This is a genomic window from Micromonospora nigra, from assembly GCF_900091585.1.
Classification (GTDB): domain Bacteria; phylum Actinomycetota; class Actinomycetes; order Mycobacteriales; family Micromonosporaceae; genus Micromonospora; species Micromonospora nigra.
In genome coordinates, this window is sequence record NZ_FMHT01000003.1 from 4,910,117 (window position 1) to 4,924,475 (window position 14,359).

Here is a 14,359-nt window from a genome sequence, read left to right on the forward strand (position 1 = left end):
CCGGCCGGGAGCAGATCAGGATCAGGAACCGGCGACCGCGACCCGGAACGCATCCGGGACCAGGATCTTCGTGGTGTTGCGCCAGCGGGCGTAGATGCCCCGCTGACCCGTCGGCATCCGCCGCGACGCACCGAACACGTGCGGCACCAGCTCGACGTTCATGCCGACCCGGTCGACGATCAGGAACTCCTGGAAGTCGCCGAACACCAGGTACCGGCCCGTCGGGGTGGTCGACATCCGCGACGCCTCGTGCGTCGGGTAGCCGATCAGCTCCGACGGCTGGCCGGCCGCCAGGCGCACCCACAGGTCCGCGCCGTCGGTGTCACCGAACTGGCGGACCAGGTTGTAGATCGCCTTGTTGGCCAGCCAGCGGGCGTTGGCCCGCCAGCCCGGGTCGAGGCCGTCCTCGCCGGCCTCCATGTCGTACAGCGTGTCCGAGCTGAACGAACCGCCGTCGTCGACCTCGGAGCCGGCCGGCAGGCCCGCCACGATGCCCTCCGGGTTGTGCCCGCCGCCGGAGATCAGCTCGCCGTCGCCGTTGATGAAGCTGTCGGCCTCTTCGTTGTCCTTCGCCCGCTGGAACATCCTGGCCAGCTCCGTGCGCAGCCGCGGCCAGTCCTGGTCCAGGTCCATCGAGAACGGCACGAAGACGTGCACCGCCGACGGCCGCACGACCGGCTGGTCGAAGTCGGGGGCGTCGTCGGTGGCCTCCTGGACCTCCGGCGTACGAGTGGCCACGACACCGTCGGAGGTGAGGCCCTGCCACTCCTTGCCGACGATCCGCTCCACCCGCGAGATCTGCCGCAGCGGGTTGCTGCTGCCGCCGTCGGTCAGGATCACCGTCGGGTCCAGCTGGTACGGCACCGCGTACCCGCCGTCCGCGTCCGACCCGAGGGACAGGGCCCGCTGCTCCTCGCCGGTCAGGCCGTTCGTGTTCCGGGCGATCACCGCCTTACCGAACGCCCGCTCGTACACGGGCGACCCGGTGGCGATGATGCGGCGGGCCAGGGTGCCGCGCGAGTCGTCGACCGTGTCGAGCAGCTCCGTCGCCCGCTCCTGGCACCGGTCGCGCCGCTGGCCGGGGAACGCGCTGCGCTCGATGACGCGGCGGGCGTTGTCGTGCAGCCGGTCCCGGTACTCCTCGTCGGAGCGGGACGAGAACCTCGCCGCGGTCAGGTCGAAGATCTCGTCGTCGCCGCGCCGGCGGATGAAGTCCGGCGTGTCGACGACCGTGCGTTCCACACCGCGCTCGGCGGCAGCCAGCCGGCCCAGACGCTCCCGGCGGGCCCGCAGCTCGCGCACGGTCTCCGCGTGCTCGTCGCGCTCGGCGTTCAGGTCGTTCCACTCCTGCCGGGTGCTCTCCGGCATGAGGACGTTCGCGTACTCCTCGTCGATCTCCGCCAGGCGCTGGTCGATCTCCTTGATGCGCGCCTCGCGGTCCTCGATGCTGCGGATCTCCTCCGCCATCGTCATCTCCTGTCAGTGTCGGGGCGCGAGATACCAGCTGGCCTCTCGCAGTGGTCGGCCCGAGTGGCGCGCTACCGGCTCGGTGGAACGCTGCCGAGTGGCCGGAGCCGGCTCGACAGTGGTCTTGCTCTGCGGAGTGGCCTCGACGGCCGGCTCCGCAGTGGTCTCGGTGCCGCCCTCGGCGGGCGGCGGGGTGGCGGTGCGGGCGGCCAGCACCTCCAGCAGCTCCGGGAAGGTCCCGGCGATCTCCTCGGCCAGGGCGCGGCGGGCATCGGCGTCGAACACGCCCAGATGCCGCTTGATGCACCGGGCGTCGAGGCCGAACTGGGCGATCACGCCGCGCAGGGCCACCTGGTTGCGGTCGAACGGCGAGCCGGCCGGGGCCGACCGGACACCGACGCTGGTCTGCTCGTAGGCAGGGAACACGACCGGGCCCAGCTCGAACAGCTGCACCTCGGTGATCTCCCGGCGGATGGGGCCACGCTCGCCCGGATCCTCCAGCAGCGCCGACAGCTCGTCGTCGCGGATCTTCTTGCCGTCCCGGTCGACCCAGCGGTCCTGCATCACCCGGAACTTGAAGCTCATGCCGCGGATCGCGCCGACCGCGATGGCCTGCCGGATGTCCTCGACCCGCTCGGTGTCGAGCAGCCGGCCCCGCACGAACAGGCCCTCGTCGTCCTCGTACAGCTCGTCGATGGAGCCGATGGGCGCCGACCCGACGCGCTTGTCGTTGCCGTGGTCGAACTGCATGACCGGCTTGCGCTCCCGCAGCGTCTTGCGGAACGCGCCGCGCGCCACGGTCTCCTCGAAGGTGCCGGCGTAGGACTCGATGACGGTCGGCTGGTCGAACACCGCCGCGTAGCCCTCCAGCGTCCGCCCGTCCGAGGGCCCGCCGCCGTCGGGCTCGGCCGCCCGGAACTCAAAGAAGTGCGCCCGCACCTGCGAGCGCATCACCTGACGCGGATCCATCTCGGCCACCGTGGTCATGTCGCGCTACCTCCTTGCGGCGCCTCCCCGGCGCTGCCGTCACTGCCGGATGACCCGCCGTCGCCACCTTCGCCGGGGGTTTGGAGCTGGACGGAGACCCGGCCGGTGTGCACGAGCCGCGACCAGTCCGAGGTCTGCACCGCGGCGATCGCGCTCTGCGCCGTGAAGCCGTCGCGGACCAGCGCGGTGATGGTCAGCGCCTCGGTGCTCTGCACCTTGGCTGCGTCCTGGGCGTCCATGTGCAAGAACGGGATGCCCTTCGTGGCCACCCACAGGCTCGCGCCGTCATCCGGACGGTCGAGCAGCACCTCCAACGACGCCGCAGCCGACCCCCAGAGATGCTGGAGCGTGCCGTCGGACAGCCGCCGGCGGGCCGCCGTGAAGTTGCCGGCGTTGAGCGCGGAACCCTGGAGGCCCTCGGAGAAGCCGACCCAGCTCGGCGGCACGCCGGCGGCCGACGCGAGCCGGCTCTCCGCCTTGCCCTGGACCACCGCGAAGTCGAGCTGCTTCATGTCCGCGCCGACCGCCTTGGCGTCCGCACCGCCGCCCAGGTACAGCGTCTTGTACGCGTTCCACGCGCCCCGGTGCTCGGCCTCGAAGACCTCCTTGAAGTCCTTCACCGCCTGGACGCTGATCCCCGGGTCGAAGCGGACCACCATGTTCGGCGTGGCCGCATTCCTGAGGAACGCCCGCTTGTGGTCCGTCATCAGGTTGTCACCGGAGATGTCCCGGATCACCGGCGTCAACCACGACATGCCGAGGTAGACCGCGTCCGGGTCGGGCAGTGGCGCGTAGTGCGCCACCTCGTCGGGCAGCAGCACCGTCATCTGCCCGTTCGGCGGCCGGTACGCGTACCCGAGCAGCTCGACGTCCGCCGCCTCCTCCGGCCGCTCCGCGTCCTCCTCCGACCCGAGGATGATGTACATCCACTCCGGGCGCAGCCGCACCAGCCGCGACTGCCGATTGCGGCGCAGTCGGCGGGTGTACGAGTTGCCGGCGGTCGTGATGTCCAGCTCCATGCGCGCCAGCAGATCCGCCGTCGTCGCCCCCGGCCACGGCCGCTCCAGCACCCCCAGCTCCGGCGAGCCGAACAGGTCCGTCGGCGCACCCCGCTCGAAGCGCGTCCACTGGAAACGGCCCTGCGCGAACAACTGCATCCGCGCCTCGGTCAGCGCGAACACCGGCCCGTTCGACCGGGCCACCTGGCTGAGCGTCGCCCCGATCGCCTCTTCGTTCAGCGAGCCCATCGACGTCTGCAGAAGCGGGTACGAGGTGCCGCCGAACGAGAACATGTCCGCGAAGTCCTGCATCGACAGGCTGCTACGGCTCGACTGGGCGCCGTCCGGCACCCACAGACCACGCTGCTGCTCGTAGGAGGTCACTCAGCCGGCCCCCCTCTCGTCAGGTCAGCGCGAACGGCCTCGGTGCCGCGGTGTGGATCCGAACGGTGCCCAGCGCCCACACCGCCAGCGACGCGGCCACCAGCGGGCAGATGTCCGTCACGACGTCGCGGCGGTTGAACGCCCAACCGTCGCCCACGACCCGTTTCGTCGCGCCGGCCGCCGCGTTCGTCAGTGGCGTCTGCGCCAGGTGCCACAGGTCCGGCGGAGCGTCCCGGGTGCCGGTCACGCCGTCGTACAGGCTCGCGGCCGCCGCCACCAGGTCGCTGACGCCGGCGCGCAGCACCCGCAGCTTCGTGCCGTCGCCCAGCTCGGCGCCGTCCGCCGCGTCGGCGATCGCCTTGTCGCTGATCACGATGGCCAGCGGCTTGTGCCGCTCGGCCAGCGCCTTGAGTCGGTCGACGATCCACGCCGTGCCCGGCTGGTGGTCGATGACGTCGACGACCCGGCCGCCGGCGAGCCGGGGCCCGCACGCGGCGATCGCCGCCCACGTCCGGTCCGGGGTGACGTCGACGGCCAGGGCGAGCGGCTCGCCCATCACCGCCCGGGTGTCGAGCTGCGCCAGCCAGGAATCCTCGGTGATCAGCTGCCAGCGTGGGTTGCTGTCGTCGATCCGCCGTGGCCAGATGCCCAGCCGCTCCCGCGCCCAGCCCGCCAGGTCGGCCGCCGCCGCCCGCAGCTCACGCTCGATGCCCTCGACCGTCTGACCGGTGCCGTTGGACCGCTGGACCTCCAGCGACGGGTTCGTCGCAGCCCAGTTCGCGGGGTCGGCGAGGTCGATGCCGTCGAGGTTGTCGAGGTCGCCGGCCAGCCCGTAGTCGCGGTACCCGAGCGACGGGTCCTGCTTCCACGGCCCGTCCTCGCGGGTGCGGGGTGCAGCCGGATCGCCGCGGTGTCTCAGCGCGTACATCACGGCCGCGGTGCCGCCGGTGAGCGGCGGCGAGCTGGTGTAGACGATCTGCGAGTTCGGGATGGCCGACACCGTGTAGAGCAGCGCCGAGTGCTGGTCGACGGTCAGGGCGTACGCCTCGTCGATGATGTTGCAGTCTCCGCTGAATCCTCGGCCGGAGCCCTTCGATCGGGCGATGAAGCGGATCCGCGCGCCGGTGTCGAGGCGCTCGAAGCCCTCCTCGTTGTGGCTGCTGGTGATCTTGACGCGGATCCCGTCGACGTCCCACAGGTTCTCGTCGTCGCCGACCATCGCGCCCAGCGCCTTGATCAGCGCCTTCACCCGCCGGAACGCTTCCATGGCGGTCTTGAGCTCGTGCGCCGACCACATGATCAGCTCTTCGCCGAGCAGGAAGAACCCGGCCAACGCCCGGGCCTCCAGGATGCCGCCCTTGCCGTTCTGGCGGGTCACCCACTCGCAGAACTCGAAGCACGCCCACCGGCCGTCCGTGCGGGTGGCCAGCATCAGCGACACCGAGTCCTGCTGCCACTCGTCCAGCGGCCGGCCCGCCCGGGCCATCAGCTCAGCGGCTTCGGCCCCGAAGCTGTCGACGTACTCCGGGTGGGTCTCAACCCGCGGCCTGCGAGCGCCGCGCGGCTTCAATCCGAGCGGTGAGATCGGTGACGCCACGGGCACGACCGTCACCGCCCTTCCCCGCATCGGCCGCCGCCGGCCGCTGCCCGGTCGGCATTGGACGTCGGCCGCGGCCGAGCTGCTGGAGCATCCGCGTCAGCGCTGCCTGCTGCTGGCGCGACTCGGTGAGCACCTGGTCGACCACGAGCGTCACCGGGCCCTCGCCCTTGGCCTTGCGCAGCCGCGCCCACACCGCGTCGCGGCCGTCGAGGATCGCGTCCAGGCGGTCCAGGCGGTCCACCGTGCGGCACGCCTCCTCCAGCAGCACCTGGTCCCGCACCGTCATGCCGGGCAACTCCGCCACCGTCGCCGACCACAGCCGCGCCCCGCGCTTCCGCAGGCCAGTCGGCGCCGGCGGAAGGTCGGCACCCGTAACGTCCGGCGCGGTCTCCGGCACCTCGACCGGCGGCGGCACGCAGTCGTTGCGGCCTGGCAGGCACAGGCTGTGATCACCGGACTTGTGCGCCCGATGGCGGCGAACACGCTCCGCTACCGTCGGGTCCTTCACAGGGCCACCTCGCAAGATCAGCGTTACGGGGGGAGATCTGGCTGAGGCGGGGGCGGGTCAGGCCCCCCTCATGATCCGTCCGGGACCCCTCCCCCTGGTCACCCTCCGTCACCATCGCCGGGAGTGACGCTGCGTGGTTGTGGCTCGTCGTGCTCTGCGTAGCTGTGCGCCGAGCCTGCTGCCAGCTGCGCGGTTGCAGTGCGCGTGTGCCATGCGGCGTGGGCCGTGGTGGCCACCGAGGGCGCGGGGTTGGGCGTGGTCGAGGTCGAGGTCTTGTCCTTGCAGCATCGGCTGGCCGCAGTAGGGGCAGGGCTGACCCCACGCCTTGGGTAGCGCCTTGGCCCGTGCCTGCTGGTGCTCCCACCCGAGGCCCTGCTCGGTGGTGGTGCGCTGGATTGCGGTGACGGCACGTCGTGCGTGGGCTTCACGGTCGAGCCAGTCGCGTATGGCGGCGAGGTGTCGCTCGGGGTGGGGGCGGGTGCGTGCCCGGGCCAGGAGTGTCTGGGGGCCGGGGTGCAGGTGTACGTGGTGGGTGGCGCGGATCCGGTTGGCGAGGCGTGCGCGTTGCCGTGGGTCGGGCTGGCAGCGGATGACCCAGGCGGTGCCGGTGGTCATGGTGGCCACGGTGCGCAGGCGGCGGCCCATGGTGCGGGGGCCGAGCTGGTCCTGGTCGAGGATGAGGTCGCCGGGCTGTGCGCGTTGGGCGACGTAGGTGCTCTTGCCTGCGCAGGGTGGGCCGGTGACGAGGACGACGGTGCGGGTCACGCGCGCCTCCCGGGTGCGCGAACGGCCCGGGAGCGGGGTGCTCGACCGGGCCGTCGTCGGGTTTTGGGCAGCTTCTGTCCACGTCGGGTCAGTGGACAAATGATGCAGCGGCCATGATCTTCTCGTCAAGTCGGCGGGGGCGGCCGCGTCCGGACAGGTGCTTGGTGGCTTCGATGTCGGTCGCTTCGTCGAGGGGGTAGTAGACGTTGCGGCCTGCGCGGATGGCGGTTAGTGGCTTGGCTTCGCGGTCGGGGTCGGCCCATTTGCGGATCATGTCGGTGGTGACGTCTGGGCCGAGGTGGGCGGCGATCTGGAGGGCGGTGCCGTAGCGGCGGCCGTTGATGCGGATCACTCGTCTTCCTCCGGTCGTCGACGCCGCTGGCGTGGTGGGCGGGGCGTGTGGACGGGCTGTCCGGTGTCGTGTTCGTGGCTGCCGCAGAGGTCGATCACGTCGCCCTTGCTGCGGAGTGTTCCGTACAGCTCGCCGGGTTCGCGGACGATCCACGTCGTGTGCGGCGGCAATCCGCAGCCGGGGTAGGCGCAGACCGTCGGCACGTACCGGCCGGTGAGAGCGATTCGCGCGGCGGTTGGTGCTTCGCTGGGCTGGTCGGTCACGTATCGATCATCTCTCACGCGGCGGTGGTGAGGCTGGCGACGAGTGGGTGGTCTGGTCCCCAGACGTGCCGTACTCCGATGGTCCGGATGGGCATCTGGCATGGGCAGGTCGGGCCGAGGCACACGCAGTTGGTGGTGCACACGATGGTCCAGGTGTGGCGGCTGCCGAGGGTGTGGGCGGTGAGGGCTCGGCGGGCGCAGCGTGGGCACCGTACGCGGGGCAGGTCGACGCCGGCGGGGTCGAGGCCGAGGCGGTCGCGGATCTGCTGGTCGGCTTCGTCGAGCCACAGCGTGAGTTCGCGGCTGGTGGCTGGGCGCAGTATCGGGATGGCGGCGGTGAGGGCGGGGAGCGGGTCGCCGGTGATGGTGATGCTGAGCGCGGTGGTGAGCCAGGTGAGGGTGGCGGTGGTGCTGGCGGCGAGGCGTGCGAGCCGGCCGGCGCGGACCTCGGGTTCCAGCTGGTCGACGGCGGACCGTCCGGACGGGTCGCCGTGGCCGCCTTTGCCGGAGGGGCCGGGGATGGGCCGCCAGGCTTGGAGGCTGGCGGCGGCGGCGATGGTGCGGGCCTCCTGGCGGCGGTCGAGGTACTCGTCGTCGACGGCCTGGTCGAGGTGGCGTCGGGTGGTGGCGAGGGTGGTGGCGGCTCGGGTGGCGTGGAGGTGGTGGGGGTGCACGGGTGTCTCCCGGTTCAGGCGGTGTGGCGGTGGATCGGGATGACGGGTGCGAGGTGGTCGGGTGGTGGGCTGGGTGGTGCTCCTCGGCGGCAGAGGGGGCAGGCGGGGTGGCCGTCGGGTCGTCGGCCGGCGGCGAAGGCGCGGCCGTGGCTCGGGCAGCCGCGTGGCGTCGGCGGCGTTGGCGGTGGCGCGGTGGTCTCCTCGATGGCGGGATCGGGATCGGGTGCCGCGGTCGGCGCGTCCGGTCCGTGGCTCGACCCCTCGCCCTCGTCGGGAATCGGATCGGTGGCGTCGCTCGCGCGCGGACCTGTCACGGCCGTACGGAGATCTCCACGGTTTGCCAGGTCGTAGTTACCTACGTGGTCATTGGTAGGTGGCAGGGGCCTGTAGGGCCGCAGATTCGCCCTTGTGGCCCCCGCAGACGAGGATTCTGCGGCCCTTGTGGCCCCCGCAGACGTATCCGTGTTGTCCGAATCTGCGGCCCGTGAGGCCCCCGCAGACGGCGTTTCTGCGGCCTCTGTGGCCCCCGCAGATGTGCCGTTCTGCGGCCCGTCTGGCCCCCGCAGATCGGGGCGCGGAACATAGCGCCCGCGGACCTTGTCGCGGCACCGCTCGACCTCCAGGTGGTGCCGTCCGGGTGACCAGACGTCGATGTCTTCGCGGTCCATGAGGTCCTCGGGGATGACCAGCTGCCACTCGTCGGCGTCGCCACGGCGTTCCCCTTCGGCGACCAGGTGGAGCAGACCGGTGCGCACCAGCACGGCCACGGCGGCCTTGACGGTGCGGTAGTCCATCTCCAGGTCGACGGCGACCCGGGCGAGGCCGGGCCGGATGTCGCGGCCGGTCTTGTGGGTGGCGTAGCGGGCGAGGCGTTCGGCGACGGCGTGGACGCGTGCGCCGGACACGGACTTGCCGAGGGCCTTCTGGGTGCCGAAGCGGATGCGGCTGACCAGCTCGGTCCAGGTGTGGGCCGATGCGCCGCGGTCGCTGTAGGACTTCAACGGGGGCCTTCCGTTTGGTTCGGATGCGCGGGTGGCCCCGGCCTGCCGTGGTGGCGGGCCGGGGCCGGCCGGGTCAGCGGCTGCGGGTCCAGATGTCGGCCAGGTACGTCGCTGGCTGCTCGTGCTGGGTGGGCACCTGGCAGCCGTGCAGGCCGGTGAGGTGCCGCCGCTCGACGCGGGTGACGCGCTGGTCGACGAACGTGACGACGGGGATGCCTCGGCCGTTGGGGCAGGTGCAGCGGGGCGTGTGGCCGGCGACGGTGGCCGCCACGTCGCGGGTGAGGCCCTTGGGGCGGGTGCGGGCGGGGCCGTTGTGGATGGGGGTCACTGCTCTCCTTCGGTGCTGGGCTTGGTCTTGCGGAACTGGACAGGCTGGTTGCCGCTGCCGGTGCCGGCCTTGAGCTTTCGGCGCTGGTCGAATGTGGTGCCGCCCCAGATGCCGGCGAGGTGCTGCGCGGTCTGCGCCATCGCCCAGTCGCGGCAGGTGTCGAAGAGCGGGCAGCGGTTGCAGATGGCGCGGGCGCGGGGCACCTTCCACTGCTCGCCTTCTGCGGGGAAGAACAGGTTGGTGTCCTCGCCTCGGCAGGCGGGCGTCTCGGTGGCGGTGTCGAGCCAGCGCGGGTATTCGCCGACGTTCACCGGTCCGGTCTTGCTCATCGGCGACTCCGCTTGACGGTGGGGCCTCCGGCGGCGGCTTCGTGGCCGCACGTGCCGCAGGTGGTGGGGTACATGTGTCGGCCGCCGACGGTGTACGGCCGGCCGGGGCGGAGGCAGCCGCCGCAGGCCTTGCCGCTGCCGCTGGGCGCGGTGTGGCGGCAGGTGCCGACGTGGTGGCCTTGGACGCGGGCGTCTTCCCAGGAGGCGTGGTTGATGGCGCGGGATCCTGGAAGGCGGTAGCGGCGCCAGATGTCGGGGCCGTGGCGGGTGGGGATGAGCGGGGCCTGGTGGGTCACGGCTGGCTCCCGGGAGCTGCATCGAACAGGGTGGGCTGCGGCTCATCGTCGGCGCGTAGGCGATCGGTGGTCGCGATGCGGTTGTTGCCGCCGCTGACCGACATCCGCCGTGGGGCCTCGCTGGCCGGCGCGGTGAACAGCGCCATGACGGTGGTGTGGCAGTTGCAGGGACACAGCCACCGGCAGGCCCGTCCTGTGCGCCACACGGCCGTGCTGATGCCGCGGGCGGCGGCGACCAGGCCGCGGCTGTTGGTGATCCACGTTTCCGGGGACGGCTCGCCGTGGCGATGCCAGCCCTGGGTGCGCGGGCACTGCTCGTGGCTGCCCTTGCCGCAGTGGCCGCTGACGGAGCCGAGGCAGGGGCATGTCCGGTGCAGCCTGTCCTCGACCTCGCCGCGCAGGCTGGCTGGCAGGGCCGCGTCGCGGATCCAGTCGGCGACATCAGCGGGGATGGTCGCGGTCACGTCATACCTCGGGTGATCCAGGCCATCAGGGCGGTGCCGGCCACCGCGACGAGGCACACGGCCAGCAGGATGGCCACGGCTATCCACAACCCGACCGCGATCCGGCCGATCCGGTCGGCCTTCGTCCGCCACTGTTCGTGGCGGCGGCCGTGGTAGGCGTGGATCCGGCGGTGGTAGTCGTACGCCTGTCGGGCGGTGAGCTTCCAGTACGCGCAGTCGTCGCAGCAGGTGGCGCGGCCCGGGATGATGGCTGCGGTGGGCTGGGCCCGGTACGCCCAGTCGAGCACCTGCTCCTGCCACGGCTCGATGGGCATGCCGAGCTGGCGGGCGTAGCGGGCGACGTCGCGGCCGGTGACGGTCCGTCCGGGTGGGACGCCGTCGACGGACCGCCGCCACCACGACGGCGTCCCGGGCCGGCTGGTCGGGTAGGTGGCGAAACCGGGCCTGGTGGCGGCGACCCGGCGCAGCTGCTCGTCGGTCACGGCCGGGCCTGCTTGCTGTCGGGGTCGTTGCCGTCGAGCAGGTCGTAGATGCGGTCGGCGAGGCAGCGGGCGTGCCGCTGCCAGCAGTCGGGGCCGTGTTTGCCGGTGCGTTGGCGGGTGACCTGGCGGAGGGTGGCGCAGACGCGGGCGACCCGATCTGCGTTGGCGATCTCCAGGAGGCCCTTGAGGCGGTTGATGGCGGCGGCGGCTTTGCGCTGCTCCTCTTCGCGGGCGTAGGCGATGGAGTGCTGGTGGTAGTCGCGGGAGACGTACCGGCCGCCCGCGATGGCGTTTTCGAGGTCGGTGGGGACCTGGGGCACGTCCACGCCTCAGTCCTCCGCCGGGTCGAGGCGGTCGCCGATGGACAGCCGGTCGCCGAGGTCGTTGGCGGCGATCTCGTACCGGCCGGCGCGGAGACCGCTCGCATCGGCGGGCAACTGCTCGATGGCGAGGTCGTGCACGAGGCAGATCACGGCCGGGCCGGTCGGGGTGTGCACCGTGCAGGTGGTGGGGTGTGCGATCTCCCATGCGCCATCGTTGGCGACGGCCAGGACGTGGTGCGTCTCGCTGGTCGTCTCGTGCTGGGTGTTCGGGGTGGGCGCGGGAACGGTGCCCATCTGCCCGGTGGCCACCGCGTGCTCCAGCCGCCGTTGCACGTCGAGGGGCACGGGGTCGCGCCGGAAGTTGAGGGGCTGGCCGGTGAGGAACGCGTCGAGCAGGTGGTGGACGTAGGGCGGCGTGGGTGCGGCCGGCCCGGCCGCTTCGACCACCGCAGCGGCGTCGCGCAGCCAGAACGACTGCTCCTCCTCGCCCAGCTCGGACAGGCTGGGAGCGAGGGTTCGTAGCCGCACGAGAGCGTCAGCGCCGGCGCGGACCTGCGCGTCGGCGGTCGGCGGCTTGATCCGGCCGGCGCGGGCCAGGATGTCCAGGGCTGCGGTAGCGATCTCCCGCCAGCTGTCGCCGCTGAGGCGAGCATCTCGGACGACGCTGGTGACGAGCTTGACGTCGGCGTCGGTGTACGGAGTGTCGGTCATCGTCGGTTGGCCTTTCTGAGGAGGTCTGCGAGCAGACGCGCTCGCAGGGGTCGGGTACGCAGCCGGCGGATGACGTGCGGCCACGCGTACAGCAGGACGTGCCGCCGCACCCACGGATCGGTCATGGGTCACATCGCTCGGGGATGGCGGAGTGCAACAGGTCGAGGCGGCCGGCGATCGCCCCGACGGTCGGGCAGGGGCCCGCGCACAGCGGCTCCTCGCACCCCGTGCACCACGGGCACCGGCAGTGGCAGTGCTCTCGGTCGCGCTCCTCGGTCGTGAACCAGCCACGGCCCTCGCAGGACGGGCAGTCCGGATCGGGACGGCCCGTCGACGAGGGGTAGCTGGCGTGGACCGGCAGGACGGCCAGGACCACGCCGCGCAGCAGCTCGTCGGTGCCGGGCTGCTCCAGGCGCTCACGGATGGCGTGGACCGCGTGGTCGTGGCTGGCGATCAGCAGGCCCGTCACCTCCGCCTCCACTTCGCCGCGTCCTTGCACCTGACGAAGTGGGACAGCCGCAGGTCCTTCCGACCGAACGCCAGGTGCGGCTTGACGACCGACGCCACGATCTGGCCCTTGTCGTTGACGGACAGCGCCACGTTGCCCGCCGGGTCGGGCTCGGCGTCGACGGGCATGTCGCGGCCCCGGTCGGTGACTGTCCAGATGATCTGGGCCGGGCAGGAGCGGCACTGCTCCGTCGGGTACGTCGGGGTCATCGGCCCACCACCGGCCCGCTGTCGGCCGCAGTCACCGGCTCGATCGGCGGACGGCCGTACTGACCGATCAGCGTCGGCGCGACCGGTGGCGACCATCGCCGCTCGGTGAGCTGGAACCCGGTGGCCGGGCCCGATCCGGCCGGTGCCGCGCCGGCCGCCTCCCACAGAGTCAGGGCAGCCTGCTTGAGGGGCTCCAGCTCGCCGTCGTGGTCGACGATGATGTGCCGGCGTCCGTCGTTGATCTCGATACGGCTCACGGTTGGTCTTCCTCTTTCGGCAGGTCGGGTGAGGGTTGCCGTGCGACCACCGGGTGCCGCACGTCGTCGACGAAGCCGAAGCAGTGCCGGCACTGCGGCAGGCCCACCACCGGGGCGATCGGCGTGAACGGGTGCCACTCGAAGGTGCCGGCGAGGGCGCCCAGCGCCGGCAGCGGCAGGGCGGCGGCCCGCTCGCGCCGCTGCACACCACTGGTCGTGTACGTCCGGGGCGAGCGGACCCGGGGTGGCGCGTCGATGCTCATCTGTCTCCTCGGTGAGGGCGGGCGACGCCGCCGGCCCGGGTGGGCACGGCGGCGTCGCGGTCGCGGGTCGTGGTGGGGCGGCGCTCGTCGACGGGCGGCCCGAACCGCTCGCCGACGAGCTGCCGCAGCAGCCGGTCTGGGCGTTCGCTCATGACGGCCGCTCGGGTGGCCACAGCGGCGCGGCCTGGTCGGCCGCGTCCAGGCGCTCCTCGATGACGTCGCGCCACAGCCGGTCCAAGACCTCCACCTCGGCGTCGAACTCCTCGCCGTTGCGGGCCTGGAAGCCGTGGCTGACGGCCTCGGCCCAGGTGAGCGGGGCGGCCCAGAAGTCGCCGATCACCTGACCGAGGACGCAGCCGCACGAGTCGTCCATGTCCAGCTCGCGGAGGTTGACGAGGTCGTGCCAGCCGGGGTGGTGCTGGTCGAGCCAGGCGACGCCCCGACCCACGCGGATCGGCAGGTCGCCGGCGAGGTGGGTCGGGGCGGTCACGACGGGAGTTCGGACGGGCCAGGGAAGGCGACCGCCTCCCAGTCCTCCGTGGCCCAGGACGGCTGGCCGCTGCCGCTCGGGTCGGGGTCGTTGATCGCGGTCGCGGCTGCCAGCGCCAGCGTGGCGTGCACCTGCGCGGCCAGCAGCACCTCCAGCGATGGCGCGGTGTAGTCCCGCTCACCTGGGGGGATCGCCGCGTCGGTCAGCAGCTTCTCCGCTTCGCGGTAGTGCTCCGGCCCGGTCACAGCGGCTCACCCGACCCGGAGAATGCCGGCTGCCCGGCTGCCTTGCGTTCGGCCCGCCGCGCCATCAGTTCGTCGGCCGACTCCTCCGGCACCCCACCGCCGTTGCCGCCCTCTCCGCCGGGTGCGACGTCGAACAGCGTCGGCTCGGGCTCGATCGACTTGCCCGTCCGGTCCTCGTACTCCTGCGCCAGGATCTCCCGCACCCGATCCGCCAGCTCACCCTCCACCGGCTCGATGTGCACGATCTCCGCCGTCGGGATCTTCACGCCCTCGCTGATCTCGTCCGCGACCCGCTTCACCCCGTACCGGACCACCGCGTACCGGTCACCGCGCGGCTGGTCGACCAGCTGCTCCTCGATCCGGTTCAGCCCGTTCCACTCCCGGTTCGTCCCGGTGAGCTGGGCGCTGATCTTCACTGCCACGTCGCTTGTTCTCCTCGATGAGTTGGTCGGCCA

Annotated in this window: 24 protein-coding genes; all 24 read right to left on the bottom strand. The window is 72.2% G+C overall.

Annotation, left to right across the window (positions count from 1 at the left end):
• Nucleotides 1-21: 21 nt before the first annotated feature.
• A complete protein-coding gene (locus tag GA0070616_RS21460) occupies nucleotides 22-1,467 on the bottom strand; it encodes a phage major capsid protein (protein WP_175440154.1) in 1,446 nt (481 codons plus the stop codon).
• A gap of 12 nt (nucleotides 1,468-1,479) precedes the next feature.
• Nucleotides 1,480-2,454, bottom strand: a complete 975-nt coding sequence (locus tag GA0070616_RS21465; RefSeq protein ID WP_091086141.1) for an HK97 family phage prohead protease — start codon at nucleotides 2,452-2,454, stop codon at nucleotides 1,480-1,482.
• Entirely contained in the window at nucleotides 2,451-3,836 is a 1,386-nt protein-coding gene (locus GA0070616_RS21470; RefSeq protein WP_091086145.1) for a phage portal protein, read from the bottom strand. Before GA0070616_RS21470 ends, GA0070616_RS21465 begins: the two co-directional genes overlap by 4 nt.
• 19 nt (nucleotides 3,837-3,855) lie before the next feature.
• Nucleotides 3,856-5,433, bottom strand: coding sequence for a hypothetical protein (locus GA0070616_RS21475; RefSeq protein ID WP_217628218.1), 1,578 nt, complete (start codon nucleotides 5,431-5,433; stop codon nucleotides 3,856-3,858).
• Nucleotides 5,372-5,944 carry a hypothetical protein gene (locus GA0070616_RS28940; RefSeq protein WP_245712852.1) on the bottom strand — a complete coding sequence of 191 codons (573 nt, stop codon included), beginning with the start codon at nucleotides 5,942-5,944 and terminating at the stop codon, nucleotides 5,372-5,374. Before GA0070616_RS28940 ends, GA0070616_RS21475 begins: the two co-directional genes overlap by 62 nt.
• Before the next feature lie 108 nt (nucleotides 5,945-6,052).
• Nucleotides 6,053-6,709: an HNH endonuclease gene (locus GA0070616_RS21485; protein WP_091086150.1), complete on the bottom strand. Its 657-nt coding sequence runs from the start codon at nucleotides 6,707-6,709 to the stop codon at nucleotides 6,053-6,055.
• Nucleotides 6,710-6,797: 88 nt separating this feature from the next.
• A complete protein-coding gene (locus GA0070616_RS21490) occupies nucleotides 6,798-7,061 on the bottom strand; it encodes a hypothetical protein (protein WP_091086153.1) in 264 nt (87 codons plus the stop codon).
• A complete protein-coding gene (locus GA0070616_RS21495) occupies nucleotides 7,058-7,324 on the bottom strand; it encodes a hypothetical protein (protein ID WP_091086156.1) in 267 nt (88 codons plus the stop codon). Before GA0070616_RS21495 ends, GA0070616_RS21490 begins: the two co-directional genes overlap by 4 nt.
• A 14-nt stretch (nucleotides 7,325-7,338) precedes the next feature.
• Entirely contained in the window at nucleotides 7,339-7,998 is a 660-nt protein-coding gene (locus tag GA0070616_RS21500; RefSeq protein WP_091086160.1) for a hypothetical protein, read from the bottom strand.
• 14 nt (nucleotides 7,999-8,012) lie between these two features.
• A complete protein-coding gene (locus GA0070616_RS21505) occupies nucleotides 8,013-8,999 on the bottom strand; it encodes a hypothetical protein (protein WP_091086163.1) in 987 nt (328 codons plus the stop codon).
• Nucleotides 9,000-9,072: 73 nt separating this feature from the next.
• Nucleotides 9,073-9,327 (bottom strand): hypothetical protein, encoded by a 255-nt coding sequence (locus GA0070616_RS21510; protein WP_091086166.1) that lies wholly within the window; start codon nucleotides 9,325-9,327, stop codon nucleotides 9,073-9,075.
• A complete protein-coding gene (locus GA0070616_RS28280; protein ID WP_175440155.1) occupies nucleotides 9,324-9,656 on the bottom strand; it encodes a WhiB family transcriptional regulator in 333 nt (110 codons plus the stop codon). The genes GA0070616_RS21510 and GA0070616_RS28280 overlap by 4 nt, the downstream gene beginning before the upstream one ends.
• Before the next feature lie 292 nt (nucleotides 9,657-9,948).
• Nucleotides 9,949-10,416 (bottom strand): DUF6248 family natural product biosynthesis protein, encoded by a 468-nt coding sequence (locus GA0070616_RS28285; protein ID WP_175440156.1) that lies wholly within the window; start codon nucleotides 10,414-10,416, stop codon nucleotides 9,949-9,951.
• Nucleotides 10,413-10,898, bottom strand: coding sequence for a hypothetical protein (locus GA0070616_RS21520; protein ID WP_091086169.1), 486 nt, complete (start codon nucleotides 10,896-10,898; stop codon nucleotides 10,413-10,415). Before GA0070616_RS21520 ends, GA0070616_RS28285 begins: the two co-directional genes overlap by 4 nt.
• On the bottom strand, nucleotides 10,895-11,224 hold the full coding sequence (locus GA0070616_RS21525; protein WP_091086172.1) for a hypothetical protein: 330 nt from the start codon (nucleotides 11,222-11,224) through the stop codon (nucleotides 10,895-10,897). Before GA0070616_RS21525 ends, GA0070616_RS21520 begins: the two co-directional genes overlap by 4 nt.
• A gap of 3 nt (nucleotides 11,225-11,227) precedes the next feature.
• Nucleotides 11,228-11,932 (bottom strand): hypothetical protein, encoded by a 705-nt coding sequence (locus GA0070616_RS21530; RefSeq protein ID WP_091086175.1) that lies wholly within the window; start codon nucleotides 11,930-11,932, stop codon nucleotides 11,228-11,230.
• A 121-nt stretch (nucleotides 11,933-12,053) separates the two neighbouring features.
• On the bottom strand, nucleotides 12,054-12,401 hold the full coding sequence (locus GA0070616_RS21535) for a hypothetical protein (RefSeq protein ID WP_139128958.1): 348 nt from the start codon (nucleotides 12,399-12,401) through the stop codon (nucleotides 12,054-12,056).
• Complete coding sequence (locus tag GA0070616_RS21540) at nucleotides 12,398-12,649, bottom strand: hypothetical protein (protein ID WP_091086181.1); 252 nt, start codon at nucleotides 12,647-12,649, stop codon at nucleotides 12,398-12,400. Before GA0070616_RS21540 ends, GA0070616_RS21535 begins: the two co-directional genes overlap by 4 nt.
• Complete coding sequence (locus GA0070616_RS21545; protein ID WP_091086185.1) at nucleotides 12,646-12,906, bottom strand: hypothetical protein; 261 nt, start codon at nucleotides 12,904-12,906, stop codon at nucleotides 12,646-12,648. Before GA0070616_RS21545 ends, GA0070616_RS21540 begins: the two co-directional genes overlap by 4 nt.
• Nucleotides 12,903-13,169 (bottom strand): hypothetical protein, encoded by a 267-nt coding sequence (locus tag GA0070616_RS21550; protein ID WP_091086190.1) that lies wholly within the window; start codon nucleotides 13,167-13,169, stop codon nucleotides 12,903-12,905. Before GA0070616_RS21550 ends, GA0070616_RS21545 begins: the two co-directional genes overlap by 4 nt.
• Nucleotides 13,166-13,321, bottom strand: a complete 156-nt coding sequence (locus GA0070616_RS28290; RefSeq protein ID WP_175440157.1) for a hypothetical protein — start codon at nucleotides 13,319-13,321, stop codon at nucleotides 13,166-13,168. Before GA0070616_RS28290 ends, GA0070616_RS21550 begins: the two co-directional genes overlap by 4 nt.
• Complete coding sequence (locus GA0070616_RS21555; RefSeq protein WP_091086193.1) at nucleotides 13,318-13,659, bottom strand: hypothetical protein; 342 nt, start codon at nucleotides 13,657-13,659, stop codon at nucleotides 13,318-13,320. Before GA0070616_RS21555 ends, GA0070616_RS28290 begins: the two co-directional genes overlap by 4 nt.
• The gene (locus tag GA0070616_RS21560; protein ID WP_091086196.1) at nucleotides 13,656-13,904 is read right to left on the bottom strand and encodes a hypothetical protein; all 249 of its coding nucleotides are present in this window, start codon (nucleotides 13,902-13,904) and stop codon (nucleotides 13,656-13,658) included. Before GA0070616_RS21560 ends, GA0070616_RS21555 begins: the two co-directional genes overlap by 4 nt.
• Nucleotides 13,901-14,326: a hypothetical protein gene (locus GA0070616_RS21565; protein WP_139128959.1), complete on the bottom strand. Its 426-nt coding sequence runs from the start codon at nucleotides 14,324-14,326 to the stop codon at nucleotides 13,901-13,903. Before GA0070616_RS21565 ends, GA0070616_RS21560 begins: the two co-directional genes overlap by 4 nt.
• Between the last annotated feature and the right edge of the window lie 33 nt (nucleotides 14,327-14,359).

Excerpts from the sequence above, each read along its gene's own strand:
- GA0070616_RS21460 (WP_175440154.1), bottom strand. The coding sequence starts at position 1,467 with ATGGCGGAGGAGATCCGCAGCATCGAGGACCGCGAGGCGCGCATCAAG.
- GA0070616_RS21465 (WP_091086141.1), bottom strand. The coding sequence starts at position 2,454 with ATGACCACGGTGGCCGAGATGGATCCGCGTCAGGTGATGCGCTCGCAG.
- GA0070616_RS28280 (WP_175440155.1), bottom strand. The coding sequence starts at position 9,656 with ATGAGCAAGACCGGACCGGTGAACGTCGGCGAATACCCGCGCTGGCTC.
- GA0070616_RS21530 (WP_091086175.1), bottom strand. The coding sequence starts at position 11,932 with ATGACCGACACTCCGTACACCGACGCCGACGTCAAGCTCGTCACCAGC.
- GA0070616_RS21540 (WP_091086181.1), bottom strand. The coding sequence starts at position 12,649 with ATGACCCCGACGTACCCGACGGAGCAGTGCCGCTCCTGCCCGGCCCAG.
- GA0070616_RS21550 (WP_091086190.1), bottom strand. The coding sequence starts at position 13,169 with ATGAGCATCGACGCGCCACCCCGGGTCCGCTCGCCCCGGACGTACACG.
- GA0070616_RS28290 (WP_175440157.1), bottom strand. The coding sequence starts at position 13,321 with ATGAGCGAACGCCCAGACCGGCTGCTGCGGCAGCTCGTCGGCGAGCGG.